A 23,170-nucleotide genomic window follows, 5' to 3' on the forward strand; every position below is an offset into this window, starting at 1 on the left:
TAGCACCAGAGCGTGCTCCCACACTAGAACGCCGCCGACAGCGACAGCACCCAGCCGCTGCGGCCCAGGCTTTGCATCTGGCCCGCCGCGTTGGCCGCGCGGTAGTAGCGCGTGTCGGCCGAGGTGCCGGCCCAGGCCAGCGTGGCCGTCCATGGGCCCCAGCTGCGGGCCAGCGAGACGCGCCAGTCGGCATACGACAGTTCGCTGTAGTTGCGCACCTGCGTGTGGCCGGCATGCAGGCCCAGCACGGCCCAGTCGCCCAGCGGATGCTGGTAGTTCAGGTCCAGATAGCTGCTGCCGCGTGAGCTGCCGCTGCCGGGAAGCGCCTCTGCAAAGGCCGTGGCCGCCGTGCTGTCGCGCAGCCCGAAGTAAGGCGTGAGCGCCAGCGACCATTTGGCGCTGAAGCCGCCGTGGCTGGCAGCCAGATAGGCCTCGGTGGTGTCGTAGCGCACACCGCCGCCGCCATCGCCCCGGGGCACGCGCGCGCCGGGGTAGTTGTAGTGCAGCAGGCCGATGTCGCCCGTCCAGCCCGCCGGCAATTCGGTGCGCCAGCCGCCGTACAGGTCCAGCTCCAGCGCGCGGCCGTCCAGATAGCTGTGGCGCGACACGCTGGAGCCGGACACGCCCAGGTAGGCGCCGCGCGGCAGCGACAGCTCCAGCCCGCCCTGCAGCGCAGGCCCCATCCAGCTTTGCGAGATGCCACGGAAACGGTAGTCGCTGAGCAGCGTCACGCTGCCGGTGAGGGCGTAGGCGGGTGCGGGCGATTCCTGGGCAGCGGCGCTGGCAGCGCTGACGGGGGAGGTCTCTGCCTGCGCATGGCAGGATGCGGCCGCCAGCGACAGCAGTGCGGCCAGGGAGAAACGGGGGACGGCACCAGCGGCCGCCATGGAGGGAACGGATTTCATCTTGGTTTTCTTGAAGAGAAGAGCAAAGCGGGGCCTGCCCGGGCGGGCAGGCGGGCCGCCCAGGGTCACGCCAGGTTCAGAGCCACCAGCAGCATGTCGATCAGCTTGATGCCGATGAAGGGAACGACCAGGCCACCCAGGCCGTAGATCAGCAGGTTGCGCCGCAACAGGGCCGAGGCGCCGATGGCGCGGTAGGGCACGCCGCGCAGGGCCAGCGGTATCAGCACGATGATGATCAGCGCGTTGAAGATCACGGCACTCAGGATGGCCGAGCCCGGGCTGGCCAGACCCATGACGTTGAGCGCCGACAGCTGCGGATAGGTGCCCACGAAGGCGGCCGGGATGATGGCGAAGTACTTGGCCACGTCGTTGGCCACGCTGAAGGTGGTCAGCGCGCCGCGCGTCATCAGCATCTGCTTGCCGGTCTCCACGACCTCGATGAGCTTGGTCGGGTTGCTGTCCAGGTCCACCATGTTGCCGGCCTCCTTGGCCGCCTGGGTGCCGCTGTTCATGGCCACGGCCACGTCGGCCTGGGCCAGCGCGGGCGCGTCATTGGTGCCGTCGCCGGTCATGGCCACCAGGCGGCCTGCGGCCTGGTGTTCGCGGATCAGGCGCAGCTTGTCCTCGGGCGTGGCTTCGGCCAGGTAGTCGTCCACGCCGGCCTCGGCCGCAATGGCCGCCGCCGTGAGCGGGTTGTCGCCCGTGATCATCACGGTCTTGATGCCCATGCGGCGCAGCTCGGCAAAGCGTTCGCGTATGCCGTGCTTGACCACGTCCTTGAGCTCGATCACGCCAAGCACGCGGGCACCGTCGGCCACGACCAGCGGCGTGCTGCCGCGCCGCGACACATCCTCCACCACCTTGAGCATGGCGGGCGGGAACTGGCCGCCCAGGGATTCAACGTGGCGGCGCACGGCGTCGGCCGCGCCCTTGCGCAGGCTGCGCGTGGCGCCGTCCGGCTGGGGCATGTCCACGCCACTCATGCGCGTCTGGGCCGTGAAGGGCACGAAGACCGCATGCAGCGTGGCCAGGTCGCGCTCGCGCAGGCCATGCATCTCCTTGGCCAGCACGACCACGCTGCGGCCTTCAGGCGTCTCGTCGGCCAGCGAGGCCAGCTGCGCCGCATCCACCAGCTGCGCGGCCGTCACGCCGGGCGCGGGCAGGAACTCGCTGGCCTGGCGGTTGCCCAGCGTGATGGTGCCGGTCTTGTCCAGCAGCAGCACGTCCACGTCGCCGGCCGCCTCCACGGCGCGGCCCGAGGTGGCGATCACGTTGGCCTGCATCATGCGACTCATGCCCGCCACGCCAATGGCCGACAGCAGGCCGCCGATGGTGGTCGGGATCAGGCACACCAGCAGGGCGATCAGCACCGTCAGTCCCACGACCTGGCCGCTGCCCGTCAGCTCCACCGCAAAGGACGAATAGGGCCGCAGCGTGACGATGACCAGCAGGAACAGCAGCGTCAGCCCGACCAGCAAAATGGTCAGCGCCAGCTCGTTGGGCGTCTTGTGGCGGCGGGCCGACTCCACCATGGAGATCATGCGGTCCAGGAAGGACTCGCCGGGATTGACGGTGATCTGCACCACCAGCCAGTCCGACAGCACGCGCGTGCCACCCGTGACCGAAGAGAAGTCACCACCGGCCTCGCGGATCACGGGGGCCGATTCGCCGGTGATGGCGCTCTCGTCCACCGAGGCCACGCCCTCGATCACGGTGCCGTCCAGCGGCACGGTGTCGCCGGCCTCCACCAGCACCCACATGCCCGAACGCAGTTCTTCGGCACCCACGGGGTGCCAGCGGCTCTGGTAGTTGGCCTGCTCCAGCTTCTTGGCGATGGTGCTGCGCTTCATGCTGCGCAGGCTGGCGGCCTGGGCGCGGCTGCGCCCCTCGGCCAGCGCCTCCGCAAAGTTGGCGAACAGCACGGTGAACCACAGCCACAGCGCAATCGCCAGGATGAAGCCCGCAGGCGCTTCGCCTTCGCCCGCCAGGGCCTGGGCCCAGAGCAGGCTGGTGAAGATGGCGCCCAGGTAGACCACGAACATCACCGGGTTGCGCCATTGCGCGCTGGGTGCCAGCTTGCGGATGGAGTCACCCAGCGCCTGGCGCACCAGCGAAGGATCGAACAGGGACAAAGCAGTTTTGCGCGACATGGCTTACTCCTTGGCGGCATGGACTGCCGCAGGCTGCAGCGTCGCGGCCGAGAGATCGTCCAGCGCCAGGTTCATCTGCAGCACGTTCACGCGCGGCTCGCCCAGAAGGCCCAGCACGCGCGGCTCCACCTGCTGGCGCAGCAGTTCCTGGACCTTGGCCACGGGCAGCTGGCGCTCGCGGGCCACGCGCGGCAGTTGCAGCTCGGCATTGGCCACCGAGATGTGCGGGTCCAGGCCGGAGGCCGAGGCCGTCACGGCATCCACAGGCACCGCAGCATCTGCAGCCAAGCCATTGAGTTCGCGGTAGGCCGCCACGCGCGCCGCCACGGACTCCTTGAGCGCCGCATGGGTCGGCCCCTGGTTGGTGGCAGCCGACAGCGCAGCGTTGTAGGGCGCGGCCACCGTGGCATCGGCCTTGTCGGGATCGGGCGCCGTGGTGGCGCTGGGCCGGCCCTGGAAATAGCGCGGCGAGGCGAACTCCTGCCCGATCAGGGCCGAGCCCACGACCGAGCCCTGGCGCACGACCAGGCTGCCATTGGCCGCCTTGGGAAACGCGGCCTGGGCCACGAGCGTGGTGACCAGCGGGTACGCCAGGCCCGTGACCACGGCGACGAACAGCGCCGACCGCAGGCTGGGGCCGAACAGCGAGCGCAGCCCGCCTGGAACGGCCTGCGCTTGGGCCTGCGCATCAGCGCGCAGCACCGGCAAGGGGCCGGAAGTATGTGTTTGAACTTGCATCTCGAAACCTCCGCCGCACGGCCCTGCCAAGGCAGAACCGGCGGCCAAGAAAAAAACGGGCTCAGCTGGCTCAGGGATTCAGGGGTAGACCTGTCCTGACAGCATCTGCAGCTGCTCGACCACGGGACCCAGGGCCAGCGAAGGCAGGAAGGTCAGCCCGCCGACCACGACCACCACGAAGACCAGCAGCCCCATGAACAGCGGCGTGGCCGTCGGGAAGGTGCCCGGCCCCGCAGGCACGGTGGGCTTGGCCGCCAGGCTGCCGGCCAGGGCCAGCATAGGCAGCAGCGTCAGATACCGGCCCGCCAGCATGGCCAGGCCGATGGTGGTGTTGAAGAACGGCGTGTTCGCATTCAGGCCCGCAAAGGCCGAGCCGTTGTTGGCCGTGCCCGAGGCATAGGCATAGAGCACCTCCGAGAAACCATGCGGCCCCCGGTTGGCCAGGCTGGCCAGCGTGTCGGGCCAGACCGCCGCCAGCGCCGTGAAGCCCAGGACGGAGATGGGATGCGCCATCACGGCCAGCATCACCAGCTTGATCTCGCGCGCCTCGATCTTCTTGCCCAGGAACTCGGGCGTGCGGCCAATCATCATGCCGGCCAGGAAGACCGTGAGGATGGCGTACTGCAGCAGGTTGATCAGGCCCACGCCATCACCGCCGAACACGCAGTTGATCATCATCTGTGCCAGCGGCACCAGCCCGCCCAGCGGCGTCAGCGAGTCATGCATGGCATTGACCGAGCCCGTGGTGGCGGCCGTGGTTGTGGCCACGAACAGCGCCGTGTCGGCGATGCCAAAGCGCAGCTCCTTGCCCTCCATGTTGCCGCCCGGCTGGGTGGCGCTGATCTGCTGGTCGGCACCTGCGGCCGTGAGCAGCGGATTGCCGGCCTGCTCGGCCGTGAACACCAGCGCCAGAAAGCCCACGAACATCACCAGGCAGGCGCCGAACAGCACCCAGCCCTGGCGGCGGCGCAGCAGCATGGAGCCGAAGGCATAGGTCATGGCCGAGGGAATCAGCAGCATGCCCAGGATGTGGATGGCATTGGTCAGCGGCGTGGGGTTCTCGAACGGATGGGCCGCGTTCATGCCGAAGAAGCCGCCGCCGTTGGTGCCGATGTGCTTGATGCTCTCCAGGCTGGCCACGGGGCCCAGCAGGATCTGCTGGCGCGCGCCCTCCAGCGTCGTCGCCCAGACCTGGCCATCCAGCGCCTGCGGCACGCCCTGCCACACATAGACCAGGGCCACCACAAAGCTCAGCGGCAGCATCACGCGCCACAGCACGCGCACATAGTCCACCCAGTAGTTGCCCAGGTCCGATGCGCTGGAGCGCGCCAGGCCGCGGATGAAGCCCGCAGCCGCGACCACGCCCGTGATAGCACCCGCAAACATCATGAAGGTGATGGCCACCATCTGCGTGGCGTTGGACAGGCTGCTCTCGCCCGAATACGCCTGCCAGTTGGTATTGGTCACAAAGGACGCGGCCGTGTTGAAGGCCAGGTCCGGCGTCTGCGCCGCATTGCCCAGCGCATTCAGCGGCAGCCAGCCCTGCGCGCGCAGCAGCGCATAGCCCAGCAGCAGCATGGCGCCGTTGGACAGCAGCAGCGCCAGCCCGTAGCGCTGCCAGCCCATGCGCTCGGCCGGGTTCACGCCCAGGGCGCGAAAGCTCAGCCGCTCGATCCAGGCATGGTGCTCACTCGTGAAGCAGCGTGCCAGCCACTGCCCCATGGGCACGGCCAGCGCCGTCATCAACAGCAGCACCAGTGCATATTCCATCCAGGTCAACCACATGGCGGTCTCCTTTCAGGCAGTCAAATCCGGCCCAGCGCCGCCACGAAGGCCAGCAGGCCCCCGAAGCAGCCCAGGCTCAGGGCGATAAAGATCAGGTCTTGCATCTGCGCCACCTCAGAACTGCTCGGGCCGCAGCAATGCGTATCCCAGGTAGACAAACAGAGCCAGAGCGCCCAGGGCGCCCAGCCATCCGGTGATTTCGGTCAGGGTCATAGGAATTTCTCCCGCATCGGCGCCGCATGGCGGCACCTGTTGTTGCGATGGGGAAAACTCTAGGGCCGGGGCTGTCAAAAGCGGATTGAGATTGCGGCATGCCGTATCAAGACGGCATCAAGAAACCAGGGGCACGACTTACATCCCTGTTCGCCGATATTTCCAGTGCGAAAGTAGAATGGCGGCCATTTGCGGCCTCGCTTGGCTCCATGCCCAATGGCCGCCCGCGACAGACATTACGTCTCCCTTTCCTGGCAGGCACCGCCCTGCCTTTGCGCTTTCAATACTGTGTCATACGCCTCTGAAACCCGGCGCCGCCGGACTTTTGCCATCATTTCCCACCCCGACGCGGGCAAGACCACGCTGACCGAAAAGCTGCTGCTGTTCTCGGGCGCGATCCAGATCGCGGGCGCCGTCAAGGGCCGCAAGGCCAGCCGCCATGCCACCTCCGACTGGATGGAAATCGAAAAGCAGCGCGGCATCTCGGTGGCCAGCTCGGTCATGCAGATGAGCTACCGCGATCACGTGGTCAACCTGCTCGACACGCCCGGCCACAAGGACTTCTCGGAAGACACCTACCGCGTGCTCACGGCCGTGGACTCGGCGCTGATGGTCATCGATGCCGCCAACGGCGTGGAATCGCAGACCCGCCGCCTGATCGAGGTCTGCCGCCAGCGCGACACGCCCATCATCACCTTCGTCAACAAGATGGACCGCGAAGTGCGCGATCCGCTGGACATCCTCGACGAAGTCGAGCGCGAACTGGGCATGCCCTGCTGCCCCGTCACCTGGCCCGTGGGCCAGGGCCGGCAGTTCGGCGGCATCATCAACCTGCTCACCCAGACCATGACGGTGTTCCAGCCCGGCAGCGAACGCCGCCCGCAGGACTTCGAGGCCATCCCCCTGGCCGAGGCCGACAAGCTGCGCGCGCGCTTCGGCCAGTCCTTCGACGATGCGCTGGAAAGCATGGAACTGGCCCAGGGCGCCTCGGCCCCCTGGGACCACGAGGCCTTCCTGGCAGGCAAGCTCACGCCGGTCTTCTTCGGCTCCGGCGTGAACAACTTCGGTGTCATGGAAGTGCTGGACGCCGTGGTCGACATGTCGCCCCCGCCCGGCCCCCGCAAAAGCTCGCTGCTGGTCAACAAGCAGCCTGTGGAAAAGATCATCCAGCCCGAGGACGAAGGCTTCTCCGGCGTGGTCTTCAAGGTCCAGGCCAACATGGATGCCAACCACCGCGACCGCATCGCCTTCGTGCGCGTGGCCTCGGGCAAGTACACACCCGGCATGAAGATGAAGGTCCAGCGTACTGCCAAGGAGCTGCGCCCCACCTCCGTCGTGACCTTCATGAGCCAGCGCCGCGAGGCCGTGGAAGAAGCCTATGCGGGCGATATCATCGGCTTCACCACGCACGGCGGCGTCCAGCTGGGCGACACCATCACCGACGGCACCAACCTGCAATTCACAGGCCTGCCCTTCTTCGCCCCGGAAATGTTCATGACCGTGGTGCTCAAGAACCCGCTGCGCACCAAGCAGCTGCAGCAGGGCCTGATGCAGCTGGGCGAGGAAGGCGCCATCCAGGTCTTCAAGCCCGAGGCTGGCGGCAACATGCTGCTGGGCGCCGTGGGCCAGCTGCAATTCGAAGTCGTCCAGCACCGCCTGAACGCCGAATACGACTGCGACATCCGCCTGGAAGGCTGCCAGTACACCGGCGCACGCTGGATCACGGCCGACACCCCGGCCGAACTGCGCGAATTCGAGAACGCCTACCCGCTGCGCATGGCGCGCGATGCTGCCGATACGCTGGCCTATCTGTGCACCTCGCCGTATGACGTGCGATTGGCGCAGGAGCGGTTTCCGAAGATTCACTTTCATCCGCTGCGCGAGCATGCGGGGTTGGCGTTGCAAGTAGGGTAACAGCTGCGGTTTTTCTTTTTCACCGAATTAGTGACGCTGGACGCAGGAATGTTGAATCGCAATATCAAAAAAATTTGGATACCATTTATTTCATTCATCTGGCTAATCTGGATTCTCTTATCGGCCCAAAAAAGACTTGCTCAGTTCTTCCCTCCTGCAGGCTCCGTACTGAATGGTGATGCACAGCAAACCTATCTACCGGCAGCCCGCGGTCTGCTTGCCGCGCCATGGCATTTTCTAACAAAAGATCAGTTGAGCTATAACGTGGCTCCGCTGGGATATTTGTGGCCTGCCCTTTGGTCAGCAGACCCCATTTCAAATCAAATTGCAAACTGTGCTCTATTTCTAGCCTGCGTATTTTTGATGTGGTATTGCGGTTATCGCTTGGCCGGATGGGTCGCAGGAATGGCATCCAGCTATCTCCTGGTGTTCCATCCAACCATCGTCTATTACGCCCCTCACGTCCTTACAGAGTCACTGTATCTTTTTGGGCTACTTGTTCTCATCACGTCTGCTATAGAGTATGCACTCACACCCAGACTAAGAAAAGTGTGCGCCGGATTTTTGGCATTCGGTCTCACAGTCACCCTACTTACACGCCCCATACTGCAATTCTTCACTGTGGGAATATTGGCATTATTAATTTTTGCAGGAATATACTGGAAATACGCCGCCAAGACAGCAGACATCAAAAAGATCACTATCTGCCGACAATTGAGTACTGCATTGATCATGGCACTGGCTCTTCCGATTCTGGTGATTATAAAAAACGGCACATACTTCAACGTTTGGTCTATTGGAACAGGTGCGGGCACCGGCATTTACTATGGAGTAAGTCCACTCAAAGCAGGACTCGAGCCCGTTTTCTCAGGGTTTGCCTATGATGCGGGTGCAATTGCTGGAACCGTTGCCCCTCAAACCAAGGGAAACCCCCTCGCTCTTGAATCAGATCAAATTAACAGACGTGTCGCCCTTGAAATCATAAAGAACACTGAATTTTCGGACAATATCAGATTCTTCGGATACAAGCTCAAATCCTGGCTGCTTTACAGCACTCCAGAATTATTGGGTGAACCCGGCTTAAGACCATTCAGGATATTTGAATGGATAGCCATATTGACTGCCACATTCATTTTCATAAAGCATCGGATAAAGAAACGCCGTGAGACAGAAATCCAATCCACAGATGACAACAATACATCTCGGGCGCTTCTGTTTTTCCCGCTCTTGCTCATGCCATTTGCAATGGCCGTGCAACTGACGCCTATTCTCTACAACGATCGCTATAATTTATATTCCATGGAACCATGGATTATACTGGCGTGCGGGGTAAGTCTCGGCATCATATTCAATCCCAATTGGTCAATACAGGAAAATCCATATTCCAATATACGCTGGGTTGTCTCTCGCATTGCAATTATCGGTTTGCTTATAACACTTCCCCCGGCAATTACAAAGTATTCAATACGCCACGAAGAATGGGGAATGGATCCTCATCGTCCGGGGCCTACATCAGTCATCTTCAACAATGCGCGTTTTGGCACTATGACAGCGGTGGGCGCAACCCAGGCTTCCGAAGACACCTGGGTTCTCGAAGAATCTCCCGCCAAACTCAGGATTCCTTTGCCTTCGCACAACTATGACACCCTGTCTCACTACATGGTCCTGGATATGTTATGGAGAATGCGGTTTTCCTTGACTCCCGCACCAGATGCTTCCAACTCGTGCAAAAAGGTCAACATCTCTTTGACCAATGCACATCAGGTGCGACCTGGATTTCGTACATCTACGGAAATAGATACCAAGCCTGATGGTGCATTGCACACCTATGCGATTTTTGGAAATCATCAACTCAGGCCTGCTGGCGAGGGATTTCTGGAGGCTACATTCAATTGTCCGAAAGGCAGCAAGGTGACATGGAGTGCGATAGAACTGCTCCAAAATACCATGCCCCAGGCGGCAGATGCTTTCATAAAACACGGCACGCCCATCAACGTATATAGGCGTGAAAATCCACAATGATCAGAGACTCTCAGTCATCAGATGGAATGAAGGCTCAAACCAAATCCTTCCTGGCTTTTCTTACTCTACTCACAGCCATCTATGGATTTTGGCTGATGGTTTTCTGGCCGGGTGTCCTGGGACAAGACAGCATTGCAATTCTGTTGGAGGTCAACGACCCCATCAATCAGGCTTCCGGAAAACCTGCGTTCTGGTATTTCTTCGTAAAACTTTTCTACAGCGGCCATGAGCATGTTGAAGCCCCCATCGGGGTCATTATGCTTTTGTCCGCCATCATTCAGACGAGAATATTGAGCTGGACCTGGAGCCGGGGACTAAAGAAGACTGCAATCTTTCTATTCGTCTTTATCTGCACTGCTCCGCAAGCCATATTCTTCATAGGAACCTTGTATCCGGATGGTGTTTACTCGATTGCTATTGCCGGCTTGCTTTTCGAACTGTGGATCATTTCCGAGAGCAAAAAAATATCAAAAACCTCCCTACTACTGATCCTTGTAATTCCATTTGCAGCATTTAGCCGTCCAAATGGCATAATTTTTTTAGTGCCCGTTGCCGTGCTTGCTTTGTGGCTGTGGAAGCAAAATCGAAGAGCAAGTGTATTTCTCACAACACTGCTGGCATTGAACTGCCTTCTGATAGGCCTAATCAATTCAGCTCACCCCAATAGGAGCCATGGCTCACTGTATCCTTTGGTCATATATGAAACCGTCAATTTCCTACAGCCTCGCCCCATGAATCTTTGGGTGGCATCCCCACGCGTTTCACAAAAAACCGTGGATGCCATGGAAAAGCATAAACCACTCCAAGTCTATCTGGAAAATTATGACCGAGATTATTGGGACCCACTGGTATTCAAATCGGATGGACCTCAGGTATTGAACATCCCACGGTCAGAAAGAAAAATTATCATCCGCGAATTTTTCAGGTACAACCTATGGAGAAATATCCCGGCATTTTTGTCCAGCAGAGTCAATATATTTCTGACTTCGGCTTTTGCACAAGGAGGCTTACCAAGCCATACCTATGCCGAGCAAGTCATCAAGATCATAAAATCAAGATCATAAAATCAAGATCAGAATACCGGATTTTTAAACTCACTGACGCAGAGAAATTATTATTCAATGAATTCGAAGTCAGCTACAATATTCGCTGGCTTTTGTGGACACCTTTTCTTGGCATTGCATTACTGTTCATAGCAATGCGCAAAGGCATCACAAAATGCAATAAATCGCTTCTTTTAATTTCCATCCCCATGATAGTGCAACTAGGCGGGATTTTTCTATTCTCTATCGCGGGCGAATACCGATACATACTTCCATTTTTCACAATCACACTAGTATTCTTGCCAATACTACAGATGAAAAATCATGGCATTAATACACAAAAATAATCGTATGACACCTATATTGACATTACTAACATTATTGTGTGTGGTTTGCATATCAATTGGACAATTATTATTCAAGAAAGCCGCCACTGCGCTACCGGAAAATCCTCAAATTATTGATTGGGTTTTCAATGGTTGGCTTTTTTCCTCTCTAGTCCTTTACGGGTTCACCACCCTGGGATGGATCTGGATTCTTCGCCATGCCCCTCTGCATATGGCATACCCTTTCATGGGCCTGGCATTTCTGATCGTCCCTACTCTCGCATGGGTGATATTCAATGAGCCATTGCACTGGAGAACATTTGCCGGTGGCGCGCTCATAATGGCAGGTGTAGCTATTGCATCAACTAAGTAGAGGTCAATTTTGCGTATCGCCGTCGCCATCCCCTGCTACAAGGTCACCCAGCATGTGCTCGGTGTCATCAACGCCATCGGCCCCGAAGTCGAGGCCATATATGCCGTGGACGACGCCTGCCCTGCCGGCAGCGGACGCTTCATCGAGGAGAACAACACAGACCCACGCGTGCGCGTGCTCTACAACCCCGAGAACCGGGGCGTGGGCGGCGCCATCGTCACGGCCTACAAGGCGGCGATTGCCGATGGCATGGACATCGTGGTGAAGATCGATGGCGACGGCCAGATGGACCCCTCGCTGCTGCCGCTGTTCGTGCGTCCCCTGCTGCGCCACCAGGCCGACTACACCAAGGGCAACCGCTTCTACCGGCCTGAGTCGGTACAGGACATGCCGCCGGTACGCTTGTTCGGCAATGCCGTGCTGTCCTTCATGACCAAGCTCAGCTGCGGCTACTGGAACGTGATGGACCCCACCAATGGCTACACCGCCGTGCGCACTTGCGTGCTGGCCGAGCTGCCGCTGGACAAGCTGGAAAGCCGTTACTTCTTTGAGACCGACATGCTGTTCCGCCTGAATACAGTGCGCGCCGTCGTCAAGGATGTGCCCATGGATTCGGTCTATGCCGATGAAGAGTCCAACCTCAGGATAGGCAAGGTGCTGCCCGAATTCCTGCGCAAGCACGCCTCTCGGCTGTGGCGGCGCTATGTCTACAACTATCTGGTACGCGACTTCAACGTGGGAACGCTGTACAGCCTGAGCGGCGTGCTGCTCGTGCTGCTGGGCACCTTGTTCGGTCTCTGGCATTGGATCGGTGGCGCCAGCCATCCCGCCACCAGCGGAACCGTCATGCTGGCGGCGCTGCCCATCATCATCGGCATCCAGTGCCTGATCGCCTTTCTGCACTACGACGTGAGCAGCGTGCCCACCGAGCCGGTCAGCCTGTCCCTCGAAGACGAAGCCGTCGCCTGACCGCGCCGTCTTCGCGGCCTGCCACATCCAGTCCTGTCCACCATCCCATCCATGCCCCACCTGCCTCGCACCGTCCACCTTCCATATGCATCCACGCTGATCGCCGCAGGCCTTGCCCTGGCATCCATGGCAACCCATGCACAGACAGGTTCTGGTGCCACGCGCGGCCAGCCCCTGGTCATCGCGCCCACGGTGGAAGGCATGCTCCTGTGCGATGAAGCCGTTGCAGAAACCAGGATCAAGTCCATGGACGAGGCCTATGCCTTCTGCCAGCAGCGCAAGCTGGACGGCTCCGCTGCCGTCAACCGCCTGCTGGACACGCTGGAGCCAGGCGGCCCCAAGGGCAACGTGCAGATCGGCTACACCGCCACGCTGCAATTGCTGGGGCTGTACCAGCGCACGGCCAAGGGCTGGGAAATCGACGAAGCCAAGGTGGACAGCTTCCTGAACGTCATCCGCAAGGTGCAGCGTCCGGTCGTGCTGTATTTCTCGGCAGACCATTTCGACTCCGTCGGCCCCATTGCCGCCGAGCTGGCCAAGGACCCCGTCAACCTGATGCAGCTGCGCGACGGCAAGCCTCTGGAATTGGGTTATTTCGGCTACCGCATCCTGCCCTACACGCTCTCGACGGATGCTTCGGTTCCCGTCAATCACTACCGCTTCAAGGCACTTGAATACATGGCCAGGAAGATCCGGGAGCTGCCCAAGCCTGTACAGGACCGCATCATTGCCTACACGTTGCCGGGCGAGCTGCACCACATGTTCCCGGACTTCGAGAACGGCATGGGTGCCTATCAGGACATCCGTGTCACTGACTACAGCCCGGGCTCGGTCGCAGGCTTTCGCCAATGGCTTCAGGTCAAATACAAGGACCTTGCCCAATTCAAGGCGAAGACCGGGCTGGACTACGCGTCGTTCGACGTCATTCCGGCCCCCTCCAAGGACATACGCAAGGAAAAGCTCAACGGCTTCGGTGAACACTACGACGCATTCGCCGACGGCATACTGCCCGTGGGCGGCTGGCTGTGGGACCCAAAACAGGCAATCGAGCGCCTGGATCTCTATCTGGACGGCAAGCTGGTAGGGCCCGTGGCCCGCGGCCTCAACCGGCTGGACGTCTACCGCGCCGTGGACAACATCACCAGCCCCAACACCGGGTTCCGCTACAACCTCGACTTCAGCAACCTGTCCGCTGGACAGCACATCGTCCAGGTCGTGGCCGAGTCCAAGGGCCGCAAATACCAGTTGGCCAATGCCAACTTCGTTGTCGTTCCGCGCAATCAGGGCAAGATCGTCAACATGTACCCCCGGCGGCTCGGCTGGATGCCGCCCACGTCCATACTGGAAAAGCAGGGCGTGCGGTCGTGGCTCGACATGCCGGCGCAACTGCAGGACGTCTACTACAACCCCTTGGCCCGCGACTGGAACCACTACCGCGAATCGCAGGTGTACGCACAGCTTGCGGTGTTCCACGAACGCGCCATTGCTGCCGGCCTGCCCGCAGCCAAGCTCTACTCCCACCAAATCATTCCCGATGTGAATCCCTCCTGGAATCCGCAGTTGTTCGCCTCCACCCAGACCCTGGATGGCAACGCACCTTGGAAGCAGGGCCTGAACATGTACGGCGGTGCCACCAACAGCGACTGGCTGCGCGGTTTCATGAAGCAGCACCAGATCGGCAGCGGCTATGGCGCACCTGAATTCAACCCCCAGCAATGGAAGCTGGAAGGAACGCACCTGGCCGCGCTGAAGGCCCACTACGACGCAGGCGCCACCTTCATCAGCCCCTACTACTTCTCGGTGATCAACCAGCGCTTCAAGGGCGCAGCCGAACACGGCGTCAACCGCATGGAGCTGTCCCCAGACAACCCCAAGGACGGCTCCGACAAGTTCTACAAGGCCATCGTCGAATTCGCCAGGCAGTAGGATGGAGCCCTTGCGCGCACGGTCCGTGCGCGCAAACGCTGCCCTTTTACAAGCCGCCCCGGGCGGCTTTTTGCATTTTGACGACCGTGCCTACAACCCTCCAGCCGCTGTCCCTCTGGACACCTCCCGCATCGCCGCTCGGCATCCTCACCGACATCGACGACACCCTGACCACCGAGGGTGTGGTGCCGGACCATGTCGTCGATGCCATCGCCCGGCTCAAGCAGTCCGGCCTGCGCGTGGTGCCGATCACGGGCAGGCCCGTGGGCTGGAGCGAGCCCTTTGCCCAGGCCTGGCCCGTGGATGCCATCGTGGCCGAGAACGGCGCCGTGGCACTGCGGCGCAATGCGCAGGGCGGGCTGGACAAGCTCTACCAGCAGGACGAGGCCACACGCACCGCCAACTACGCGCGCATGCAGCAGGTGCTGGCCGAGATCGAGGCCACCGTGCCCGGAGCGCTGCGCGCCACCGACTCGGCGGGCCGCGAATGCGACATTGCCGTGGATCACAGCGAATTCACCCAGATGCCCCAGCAGGACATCGACCGCTGCGTGGCCATCATGAAGGCGGCGGGCATGAACGCCACCGTCAGCTCCATCCACATCAACGGCTGGTTCGGAGCGCACAACAAGCTCGAAGGCGCACGCTGGATCCTGCGCACGCTGTTCGACATCGACCTCGACGCCACGCTGGACCGCTGGATCTACATCGGCGACTCCACCAACGACCAGCTCATGTTCGAGCACATGCCCCACAGCGTGGGCGTGGCCAACATCGCGCGCTTCGTGCCCCAGCTCAAGCACCTGCCTCGCCACGTCACCCGGGCCGAGCGTGGAGACGGCTTTGCCGAAATGGCGCAGTACCTGCTGACCCAGCGCCCCTGATCCACAGGGCCGAGGGCCGGTGCAGCCCTTGCAGGCCTGCGCCTTCGCTTTCGCCTACTACCCCATCGACCCCTCCTGATCTGCGGGACCCGCGCTCCCCCCGCAGACACCATCACCCACAGCACAGCCAACCGCCCGGCGCAGGCGGGCTGTGCACCCTCTTTTCCCCATTCGACAGAGCGAATCTAGGACTATTCCTAGATCAAGCATCAATTATCAGAATGCGCCCTATTTCATATAGTGGCGGCGCACACCTAGAATCCATCACATACCCAAAGAACAGGTTTTTGTTTCTCCTTTTTCTTTGACAGATTCTCTCCTGCACCCCATCCGCGCCATTGGGCACTGGTGTATTTGAACAATTCAACTTCAAACATGCCAGAGAAACAAACTTCGCCCATCCCTCGCCAACGCTCCCTCATCCGAACAATTTCTCCATGTCAGCGCCACCACCTATTCCAGCATGATCGCAACCCCTGCAGATCATTGACCATGCTGGCAGTTACCAACCATTGGATTGATGAGGTGAACATGGAACACTGATGATTTATTAACCACTCAACCATTCACACAGTCTCTTATTCCATCAGCGCATTCATCGCTGCTGGAATTTCATTTATCTCTTCAACTCGAGGGAATACCCATGAAAAAGATCGCATTGCTGACATCGGTTGCCGGCCTCGTCATGATGACCATGAACACCGCTCAAGCAGCAGACGGCACCATCAACTTCACGGGCGAGGTGGTCACCACCACCTGCAAGGTGGACACCACGGTCGCTGGCGCCGCCAAGGACGGCGTGAAGCTGCCCAACGTGGCGAACAACCAGCTGGCCACCGTGGGTGCCACGGTCGGCCGCCAGGCGTTCTCGCTGGAACTCAGCGGCTGTGAGCTGGCCACCGCCACCTCCACAGCGCCCGTCTCCAAGGTCGCCGTGTTCTTCGAAGCCGGCCCCAACGTGGACCTGGTCACCGGCATGCTCAAGCCCGCAGCGGCCAGCGGTACTGGTGCGCCCACCGTGGCCTCCGGTGTCCAGATCGCCATCGTGGATCCCAGCAACAACGAGCGCCTGAAGATCGGTTCCGCCCAATCGCGCTTTGTGGACATCGACAACAAGGTCGGTGGCAATGGCCGGGCCATCATGCGTTTCGCCTCCGAATACGTGGCCACCGGCCCCGTGACCGCAGGCCGTACCGACACCTCGGTGACCTACTCGCTGGTCTATCAGTAATCACTGACTTTCAGGCATATCGGCCGCCTTGCGGTGGTCGATATGCCGTGTCTTCTGCTTTCCTGACATGGGCCCGGCCCCATTCTTTCGCTCAAAACCCAGAGAGTTCTCCGATGCTGACGATCAAACGTTCATATGGGCTTGCTGCCGTCCTGTTGTCCCTTCTTCTTGGAACGGCGGCACAGGCCAGCGTGACATTGACGGGCACGCGCATCATATTCCCCAGTGGCGAGAAGGAAGCCACCATCCAGCTCACCAACGAAGGCAGCAAACCTGCCCTGGTGCAGGCCTGGCTGGACAAGGGCAACAACCAGGAATCGCCTGAGAACATCGACGTTCCCTTCGTCGTCACGCCCACCATCATGCGCATCGAGGCGGGCAAGAGCCAGACGTTGCGCATCATCTATTCGGGCGAAGCACTGCCTGCTGACAAGGAATCCCTGTTCTGGCTCAACGTGCTGGACGTCCCGCCCAAGGCGGAAATGGAAGGCGACTCCAACAATCTCCAGTTCGCCTTTCGCACTCGCGTCAAGCTCATGTACCGGCCCAGCAATCTGCCCGGCAACGCCCAGGAAGCGCCTGCCCAGCTTCAATGGTCGGCAGGCGTTGACGCCAATAACCAGCCCGTATTGAAAGCACGCAATCCCAGCGCCTTTGTGGTCAATGTGGCTGGCGTTGAAGTGCAGCTCAACGGCAAATCCTTCGAGGCAGGCGTTGGGCCCGTTCTTCCCGGCCAGGTGGCCACTTTCCCAATCAAGGAACCTGCGGGTGTCAATATGGCTGGCGCAACCGGTGCCACGGTGATGTTCAGCAGCATCAATGATTGGGGTGCCAGTCTCAACCACGAAGCCAGAATTGGCAATTCCGCCCAATAAACAGGGTAATGCGAGCACAGCCACGCGAATCCCCCGTCCTCTCCGGTCTGATTATCTAATGCCACTGCATTTTCAGTCCGGCCAGCACACCGATACCCAGCGTTAATACCCAGCGAAACTGCATCGGTCTCTTTACCGGGACTGGCACATCGGCCTTGGCCGTTCGCTTTGCATCGGGCGCACAGCATTAGGAGATAAGCAAATGATCAGGCCAGTCTTTCCAGATTCAGAAAAGGGAATCAAAAGCCGGCATGCAAGGCAAGGAAAAGGAACAATGCCGGGGCCAGGCCAAGGCCCTGCCGGATATTTCAAACTGAAGCCCGGCCATGCGCTGCTGCTCTCCGTGCTGGTGTGCTGGCAGTCCGAGGCCCAGCAGGGGCAGCAGGTCAAGGAAGTCACGACCTCCACGTCCACCGGCCAGTGGCAGCCCACGCCGGCTGCCGTCGACTTCGACCCCAGCTTTCTGAACACCGGCAAGCAGACCATTGACGTCTCGCGCTACTCGCGCGCCAACGTGGTCATGGCAGGCAGCTACAACCCAGACATCTACATCAACGGCAACTGGGTTGGCCGCCGCGAAGTGCAGTTCAAGGCCCAGGCCGGCTCGCAGGACGCGCTGCCCTGCCTGGACAAAGCACTGCTGGAGAAGGTGGGCATCGACCTCTCGCGCCTGCCGCCCGAGGCCGCCTTGAAGCTGGCGGCCGACGGTGGCTGCAACCGGCTGGACCAGATCATCGCGGGCGCCTTCACCAGTTTCGATTTCGGCAAGCAGCGACTGGACCTGAGCGTGCCCCAGGCCTCGCTGCGCCGCTCGGTGCGCGGCTATGTCAGCCCCGACCAATGGAGCGCCGGCGTGCCTGTCGGCCTGCTCGGCTACCAGTTCAACACCTACCACGGGCGCTCCAGCAACGCAGAAAACACCACGCAGAGCTACCTGGGCCTGAACGGCGGCGTCAACATCGACCGCTGGCATTTCCGGCACAACGGCTCCTTCAGCTGGGCGGACACTGGACGGGGCAACTACCAGAACATCTCCACCTACGCACAGCGCGACATTGCCGACTGGTCTTCCCAGCTCATACTGGGCGACACCTACACGGGTGGCGACCTGATGGACTCCACCTCGTTTCGCGGCATACGCTTGAACAGTGACGACCGCATGCTGCCCGACTCCCAGCGCGGCTACGCGCCCGTGGTGCGCGGCGTGGCCAACACCAATGCCCGAGTCACCATCACGCAGAACGGCATCAAGCTCTACGAAACCACGGTGGCGCCCGGCGCCTTCGTCATCAACGACCTCTACCCCACCGGCTACGGCGGCGACCTGCAAGTCAGCATCACCGAGGCCAATGGCGCCGTGCGCAGCTTTGCCGTGCCCTACGCGGCCGTGCCGCTGTCGCTGCGCGAGGGGCAGGACCGCTACAGCCTCACGGCGGGCGTGGTGCGCCACCTGCCCAATACCTCGCCGCTGTTCTCGCAGGCGACCTGGCAGCACGGCTTCACCAACATGCTGACCGGCTACGGAGGTGTGTCCGTGGCCAAGGGCCATATCTCGCCCATGATTGGCGCGGCGCTCACCACGCCCTGGGGTGCCTTTGGTGCAGACATCACGCACGCCTCCACCAGCATTCCCAATGATGGCTCCTTTTCCGGACAGAGCTTGCGTGCCAGCTACGCCAAGTCCTTTGCGCAGACCGGCACCCACGTGGCCATTGCCGCCTATCGCTACTCCACCAACGGATTCTTCGGCCTCAACGACGCCATGCGCGCGCGGGATCAGGCCAATCTGCTACGGCCCTCCACGGACCTGTACCGGCCTCGCAACCGCGCCTCCCTGGTCATGGGCCAGCAGTTTGGCCCCGGGGGAGGCAGCCTCAGCCTCACGGCGTCCACTGCCAAGTACTGGAACCGCCAGGGCTCCAACGTCGACTACGCCATTGGCTACAGCAACTCGTTCCGCAACATCTCCTACAACCTCTCTGCGGCGCGCCAGCGCGATGCCTGGGGACAGTCCAACACGTTCCTGCACGTGGGCCTGTCGATTCCGCTCAGCATGGAGCGCGGCATGATGCTCTCCACCAATACCAACCGCGACTCGCGCGGCCGCGTGCAGGCCCAGGCCAATCTGTCCGGGCTGCTGGGCGACGACAACGCCATCTCCTACGGCCTCAGCGCCAACCACAACACCGGTGGCATGAATGGCAGCAGCACCAGTGCCAGCGCCAACGCCACCTACCGCGCATCGCAGACCGAACTCAGCGGCAGCGTCAGCGCCAGCAGCGGCTACCAGCAGTTCTCGGTAGGCGCGCGTGGCGCCATCGTGGCCCACCCGGGCGGCGTGACGCTGTCGCAATCGGTATCTGACACCTTTGCCATCGTGGAGGCCAAGAACGCGGAAGGCGCGCGCATCAACAACGCGCCCGGCGTGAAGGTGGACAGCCGGGGCTATGCCGTCGTCCCGTATCTGACGCCGTTCTCGATGAACGAGGTCTCCATCGATCCCAAGGGCCTGTCGACGGACGTGGAACTCAAGGAAACCAGCCAGCACGTCGCGCCGCTGGCCGGCGCAGTGCCGCTGCTGGTGTTCAAGACAGCCTATGGCCGCTCGGCCGTGATCCGCGCGCGGCAGGCCGGCAACATGCCTGTGCCCTTTGGCGCCAGCGTGCTGGACATGGACGGCAAGGAGTTGGGCATGATCGGCCAGGCCGGCAAGCTTCTGGCGCGCGGGCTGTCAGACCAGGGCGAGCTGCAGGTGCAATGGAAGACCGACACCGGCATGGTGGGCTGCAACCTCTCCTATACCCTTCCTGAAAGAAAGCGCAGCACCACCTACCAGCCGCCGCAAAGCCTGGAACTGCCCTGCGTGGCCAGCAGCAACCTGGTGCCTGTGATGGTGGCGGCCACCTCCAATCCTGCCAACGCGGCAATGCCTGCCGAAGTGAGGAACACAGCCACTTTGTCCACCCAGACGGTCATGGCAGCATCGGCGCCGCCGCACTCCACGCCTGCGCTCAAGGCAACAGATTCCACTTCCGCCATGACGATGGCGGGTGCCCAGCCCGATACACGGGCGAGGCCATCTGCACAGGCCGCCAAAGTTGAAAGGGCGGCGCTTGAGCGCACGCTTGACGGCCTGCGCATGAGCATCAGGATCAGCGCGCTACCTTCCGGCAATCTGGCAGCCGACAAGGGCGACAGGAGTACCCCGCTTCAAAGCAAGGCCTCCTCGGATTCCCCGATTCGCGACGCCAAGGCCAGCCACCCGATAGCGGTTCTTCAGCCCAGCTTGAAGATCAGGGTCCTGGCATCGGCCGATCAGACATAAGCACCGGAAAAGCAGCCCAAATGGGCCGCTGCCAATGCAGGGCCACGTTGATTGCCTGCACCGGCAGGCTTCCATTTCCGACTCCCGCGCCGACTGCAGATACGTTGGTACGGGTAGCCATCGGCATGCAGCTATTTGCCGTCACTGCCCAAACGCTGTTCATCAATACCCGCAAGATTGACTGCGGGCCTTGTGCCGCAGGGCGGCACAGCCGAGACCTTGCTCTTCTCGCAAAGAGCATCGTCGGCTTGTCTGCCGGCATCAGCTGCATCGCAGATCCCCCCAACCCATAGGCGACAGCCTTCCCGCAAGGCTTTGCCCCGCCATTTCTGGACCCGCGCACGCACAGTTCGGATCACCAATTCGTAAGCAATTGAAGAAAAGATAGGACTATTCCTAGGGAATCCCGATAAATTCGCTCAAAAAATCAGGGAATTCCTAGAGAGAAAATCGCGAAATTCAGAATTATCCAATTTCATTTCAGCGAGCATGTGTTGACAATAAGCCGATCAGATAAATTGCCAAGAATCAGAATCTGATTCTTCGAAATCTCGTCATCAACGAGAACAATCCACCGTCAATTCATATTCCCAAAAAGCCTCTTCAGCCACACCCAATTGACGCATAAAAAAATATATTACCTGCAACTTTCAGCAGCAGCAACTCTATAGCCATCGATATCTGGAATCATTCAAAAATATCCAATATCAAATCAAAAATGGAGGTGCGTCAAAGAAAAAAGTTTCAAACAAGATCATTACTTCAATCCACCATATTCATCAAACTCAATTTCATCAGGCATAAATATGAAATTTTCTGCATTGAAATTTTCGGTTGCGGGCTTGTCCTTGCTTGCACTGAGTTCTGTCCATGCGCAATCCACTCAGAGTGGAATCGTCAGATTCACAGGAAATATTTCTCCTGTCACTTGCATCGTCAATCTGGGAAGTCGAGACCAGAAGATCGATTTCGGTATCGTCCCTCCCAATGACCGCGGTTTCACGTCTGGCGGTGGCGCCGTGGGCAACGTTGCTCTTCCCGCCCATCAGAGAACGATCACCATCAGGCTGGATGGCTGCTCAACCCCAGGAGCGAACAATCAGCCCACCACTGCCACGGTCCGTTTTGATGGCCCCATCAGGAACGGCCGCATCAATACGAGCAATGCCACGGCCGACATCCAGTTACTGGAGAACAACTCGACAACGGCCATCTGGGATCTGAGCGGCCCGTCTGCGCCTGTCAACCTGCAATCAGGAACCAATACGCTCAACTACATCGCCAGGTACTACGTGGCTGCCGTGCCCCTTGCCTCAGGAGAGGCGAATGCTGAAGCGACTTTCACCATGAACTATCAATAGGCAGTCCACCGCCTCAGAGAAGCGCCGGCCACCTTCTGGTGGCTGGCGCACTCACCGCCCATGCCTGTGGCATTTCTCTCATATACAGAAAATCAGGATTTCCTATGCCGGGAAAAAATCGCGGACCTTGCCGATTGCCATATTTTCTGGCCATTGCCTCATTGCTGCTTTGCAGCCTCCCGGCGCATGCCAGCCTCGTCCTCTATGGAACACGGGTCATATTTTCAGGCGACGAGACGGAAGCCACCCTCAAGATTTCCAATGAAGGAAAATTGCCATCGCTGGTGCAGTCATGGCTGGACACGGGCGATGGAGATATGGCGCCCGAGGGCATAGATGTGCCCTTTGTGATCGCGCCGTCGCTCACCCGCCTGGAAGCCTCGGACCAGCAGATGCTGCGCATCATCCATTCCGGCCAGCCCCTACTCCAAGACAGAGAGTCATTGTTCTGGATCAACGTGCTGGACGTGCCGCCCAAGACCGAGAACGCGAAAGGCTCCCAGGGCAGCCTCGCACTGGCCTTTCGCACGCGCATCAAGCTGATATATCGCCCCAAGGGCCTTCCGGGCGAACCGAAGGATGCGCCTGAGCAGTTGCAGTGGTCCGCGAGCACGACCCGAGACGGGCAGGCCGTACTTCAGGCCCGTAATCCGACCGCATATGTCGCCAATCTGGGCCATATCGCCGTAGAGGCAGCTGGCCAGAGTTTCAAGATGAATGTAGGACATGTGCTGCCAGGAGAAACGGCAAAGTTTGCATTCCAGAAGCCCGCCGAAAACGAACAACTACCCAAGGAGCTTCCCGCGGACGCAGTCGTGGTCTACACCAGCCTCAACGACTGGGGTGGTGCCGAGGGCCACAGGGTCGAACTTGGGCGCCGACGGTAGCCGAATCCCTGACGCAGCACCGAAAGCCTCCATGCCGGTCACGCGTGACTGGCCGAGGTAGGCAGCACGGTGCAGCAGGTGCAAAAAAAGGCATGTCCATCGAGAGGGATTGCTATGAAGAAAAAAGCCGACAGGGTACGGAAGCCAGGCTGTTTCCCGTTCAAGGCCAAACCACTACATGCCTTGCTGCTGGCAGTACTGGCCTGTTGGCAAATGGATATGCGCGCCTCGCAAACAGAGCAC

General features: G+C 60.5%; 17 protein-coding genes. 12 read left to right on the top strand and 5 right to left on the bottom strand.

Annotation, left to right across the window (positions count from 1 at the left end):
- Window positions 1-23: 23 nt before the first annotated feature.
- From DACI_RS29935 to kdpF, 5 genes are all read right to left on the bottom strand, one after another.
- Entirely contained in the window at window positions 24-887 is an 864-nt protein-coding gene (locus DACI_RS29935; protein ID WP_012207719.1) for a TorF family putative porin, read from the bottom strand.
- A gap of 83 nt (window positions 888-970) precedes the next feature.
- A complete protein-coding gene (gene kdpB, locus DACI_RS29940) occupies window positions 971-3,055 on the bottom strand; it encodes a potassium-transporting ATPase subunit KdpB (protein ID WP_012207720.1) in 2,085 nt (694 codons plus the stop codon).
- A 3-nt stretch (window positions 3,056-3,058) separates the two neighbouring features.
- Entirely contained in the window at window positions 3,059-3,793 is a 735-nt protein-coding gene (kdpC, locus tag DACI_RS29945) for a K(+)-transporting ATPase subunit C (RefSeq protein ID WP_012207721.1), read from the bottom strand.
- A 78-nt stretch (window positions 3,794-3,871) separates the two neighbouring features.
- A complete protein-coding gene (gene kdpA, locus DACI_RS29950) occupies window positions 3,872-5,578 on the bottom strand; it encodes a potassium-transporting ATPase subunit KdpA (protein WP_012207722.1) in 1,707 nt (568 codons plus the stop codon).
- 114 nt (window positions 5,579-5,692) lie between these two features.
- A complete protein-coding gene (gene kdpF / locus DACI_RS29955) occupies window positions 5,693-5,791 on the bottom strand; it encodes a K(+)-transporting ATPase subunit F (protein ID WP_034397326.1) in 99 nt (32 codons plus the stop codon).
- A gap of 288 nt (window positions 5,792-6,079) precedes the next feature.
- Between kdpF and DACI_RS29960 the strand changes: the two genes are divergently transcribed.
- From DACI_RS29960 to DACI_RS29995, 12 genes are all read left to right on the top strand, one after another.
- Window positions 6,080-7,705, top strand: coding sequence for a peptide chain release factor 3 (locus tag DACI_RS29960; protein ID WP_043782999.1), 1,626 nt, complete (start codon window positions 6,080-6,082; stop codon window positions 7,703-7,705).
- Window positions 7,706-7,753: 48 nt separating this feature from the next.
- Window positions 7,754-9,727: a hypothetical protein gene (locus DACI_RS32325; protein WP_157059712.1), complete on the top strand. Its 1,974-nt coding sequence runs from the start codon at window positions 7,754-7,756 to the stop codon at window positions 9,725-9,727.
- Between the two features lie 26 nt (window positions 9,728-9,753).
- Window positions 9,754-10,791, top strand: a complete 1,038-nt coding sequence (locus DACI_RS31715) for a hypothetical protein (RefSeq protein WP_157059713.1) — start codon at window positions 9,754-9,756, stop codon at window positions 10,789-10,791.
- 330 nt (window positions 10,792-11,121) lie between these two features.
- Window positions 11,122-11,469 (top strand): DMT family transporter, encoded by a 348-nt coding sequence (locus DACI_RS31720; protein WP_012207726.1) that lies wholly within the window; start codon window positions 11,122-11,124, stop codon window positions 11,467-11,469.
- 9 nt (window positions 11,470-11,478) lie between these two features.
- The gene (locus tag DACI_RS29965) at window positions 11,479-12,438 is read left to right on the top strand and encodes a glycosyltransferase family 2 protein (RefSeq protein ID WP_012207727.1); all 960 of its coding nucleotides are present in this window, start codon (window positions 11,479-11,481) and stop codon (window positions 12,436-12,438) included.
- Between the two features lie 51 nt (window positions 12,439-12,489).
- Window positions 12,490-14,364 carry a hypothetical protein gene (locus tag DACI_RS29970; RefSeq protein WP_012207728.1) on the top strand — a complete coding sequence of 625 codons (1,875 nt, stop codon included), beginning with the start codon at window positions 12,490-12,492 and terminating at the stop codon, window positions 14,362-14,364.
- Between the two features lie 86 nt (window positions 14,365-14,450).
- On the top strand, window positions 14,451-15,248 hold the full coding sequence (locus DACI_RS29975; protein ID WP_012207729.1) for an HAD-IIB family hydrolase: 798 nt from the start codon (window positions 14,451-14,453) through the stop codon (window positions 15,246-15,248).
- Between the two features lie 643 nt (window positions 15,249-15,891).
- Window positions 15,892-16,479, top strand: a complete 588-nt coding sequence (locus tag DACI_RS29980) for a fimbrial protein (protein ID WP_012207730.1) — start codon at window positions 15,892-15,894, stop codon at window positions 16,477-16,479.
- 113 nt (window positions 16,480-16,592) lie between these two features.
- Window positions 16,593-17,354 (top strand): fimbrial biogenesis chaperone, encoded by a 762-nt coding sequence (locus tag DACI_RS29985; protein ID WP_012207731.1) that lies wholly within the window; start codon window positions 16,593-16,595, stop codon window positions 17,352-17,354.
- A 274-nt stretch (window positions 17,355-17,628) separates the two neighbouring features.
- Window positions 17,629-20,679 carry a fimbria/pilus outer membrane usher protein gene (locus tag DACI_RS29990; protein WP_043783001.1) on the top strand — a complete coding sequence of 1,017 codons (3,051 nt, stop codon included), beginning with the start codon at window positions 17,629-17,631 and terminating at the stop codon, window positions 20,677-20,679.
- An 806-nt stretch (window positions 20,680-21,485) separates the two neighbouring features.
- Window positions 21,486-22,040, top strand: coding sequence for a fimbrial protein (locus tag DACI_RS31725; RefSeq protein ID WP_012207733.1), 555 nt, complete (start codon window positions 21,486-21,488; stop codon window positions 22,038-22,040).
- 104 nt (window positions 22,041-22,144) lie between these two features.
- Window positions 22,145-22,927 carry a fimbrial biogenesis chaperone gene (locus DACI_RS29995; RefSeq protein WP_012207734.1) on the top strand — a complete coding sequence of 261 codons (783 nt, stop codon included), beginning with the start codon at window positions 22,145-22,147 and terminating at the stop codon, window positions 22,925-22,927.
- The last annotated feature ends 243 nt before the right edge of the window (window positions 22,928-23,170 follow it).

Origin of the sequence: Delftia acidovorans SPH-1 (assembly GCF_000018665.1) — a bacterium.
GTDB lineage: Bacteria > Pseudomonadota > Gammaproteobacteria > Burkholderiales > Burkholderiaceae_C > Comamonas > Comamonas acidovorans.

Coding starts and splice junctions, on each gene's coding strand:
- DACI_RS29935 (WP_012207719.1), bottom strand. CDS start 887: ATGGCGGCCGCTGGTGCCGTCCCCCGTTTCTCCCTGGCCGCACTGCTG.
- kdpB (WP_012207720.1), bottom strand. CDS start 3,055: ATGTCGCGCAAAACTGCTTTGTCCCTGTTCGATCCTTCGCTGGTGCGC.
- kdpC (WP_012207721.1), bottom strand. CDS start 3,793: ATGCAAGTTCAAACACATACTTCCGGCCCCTTGCCGGTGCTGCGCGCT.
- kdpA (WP_012207722.1), bottom strand. CDS start 5,578: ATGTGGTTGACCTGGATGGAATATGCACTGGTGCTGCTGTTGATGACG.
- kdpF (WP_034397326.1), bottom strand. CDS start 5,791: ATGACCCTGACCGAAATCACCGGATGGCTGGGCGCCCTGGGCGCTCTG.
- DACI_RS32325 (WP_157059712.1), top strand. CDS start 7,754: ATGTTGAATCGCAATATCAAAAAAATTTGGATACCATTTATTTCATTC.
- DACI_RS31715 (WP_157059713.1), top strand. CDS start 9,754: ATGAAGGCTCAAACCAAATCCTTCCTGGCTTTTCTTACTCTACTCACA.
- DACI_RS31720 (WP_012207726.1), top strand. CDS start 11,122: ATGACACCTATATTGACATTACTAACATTATTGTGTGTGGTTTGCATA.
- DACI_RS29970 (WP_012207728.1), top strand. CDS start 12,490: ATGCCCCACCTGCCTCGCACCGTCCACCTTCCATATGCATCCACGCTG.
- DACI_RS29980 (WP_012207730.1), top strand. CDS start 15,892: ATGAAAAAGATCGCATTGCTGACATCGGTTGCCGGCCTCGTCATGATG.
- DACI_RS29985 (WP_012207731.1), top strand. CDS start 16,593: ATGCTGACGATCAAACGTTCATATGGGCTTGCTGCCGTCCTGTTGTCC.
- DACI_RS29990 (WP_043783001.1), top strand. CDS start 17,629: ATGCCGGGGCCAGGCCAAGGCCCTGCCGGATATTTCAAACTGAAGCCC.
- DACI_RS31725 (WP_012207733.1), top strand. CDS start 21,486: ATGAAATTTTCTGCATTGAAATTTTCGGTTGCGGGCTTGTCCTTGCTT.
- DACI_RS29995 (WP_012207734.1), top strand. CDS start 22,145: ATGCCGGGAAAAAATCGCGGACCTTGCCGATTGCCATATTTTCTGGCC.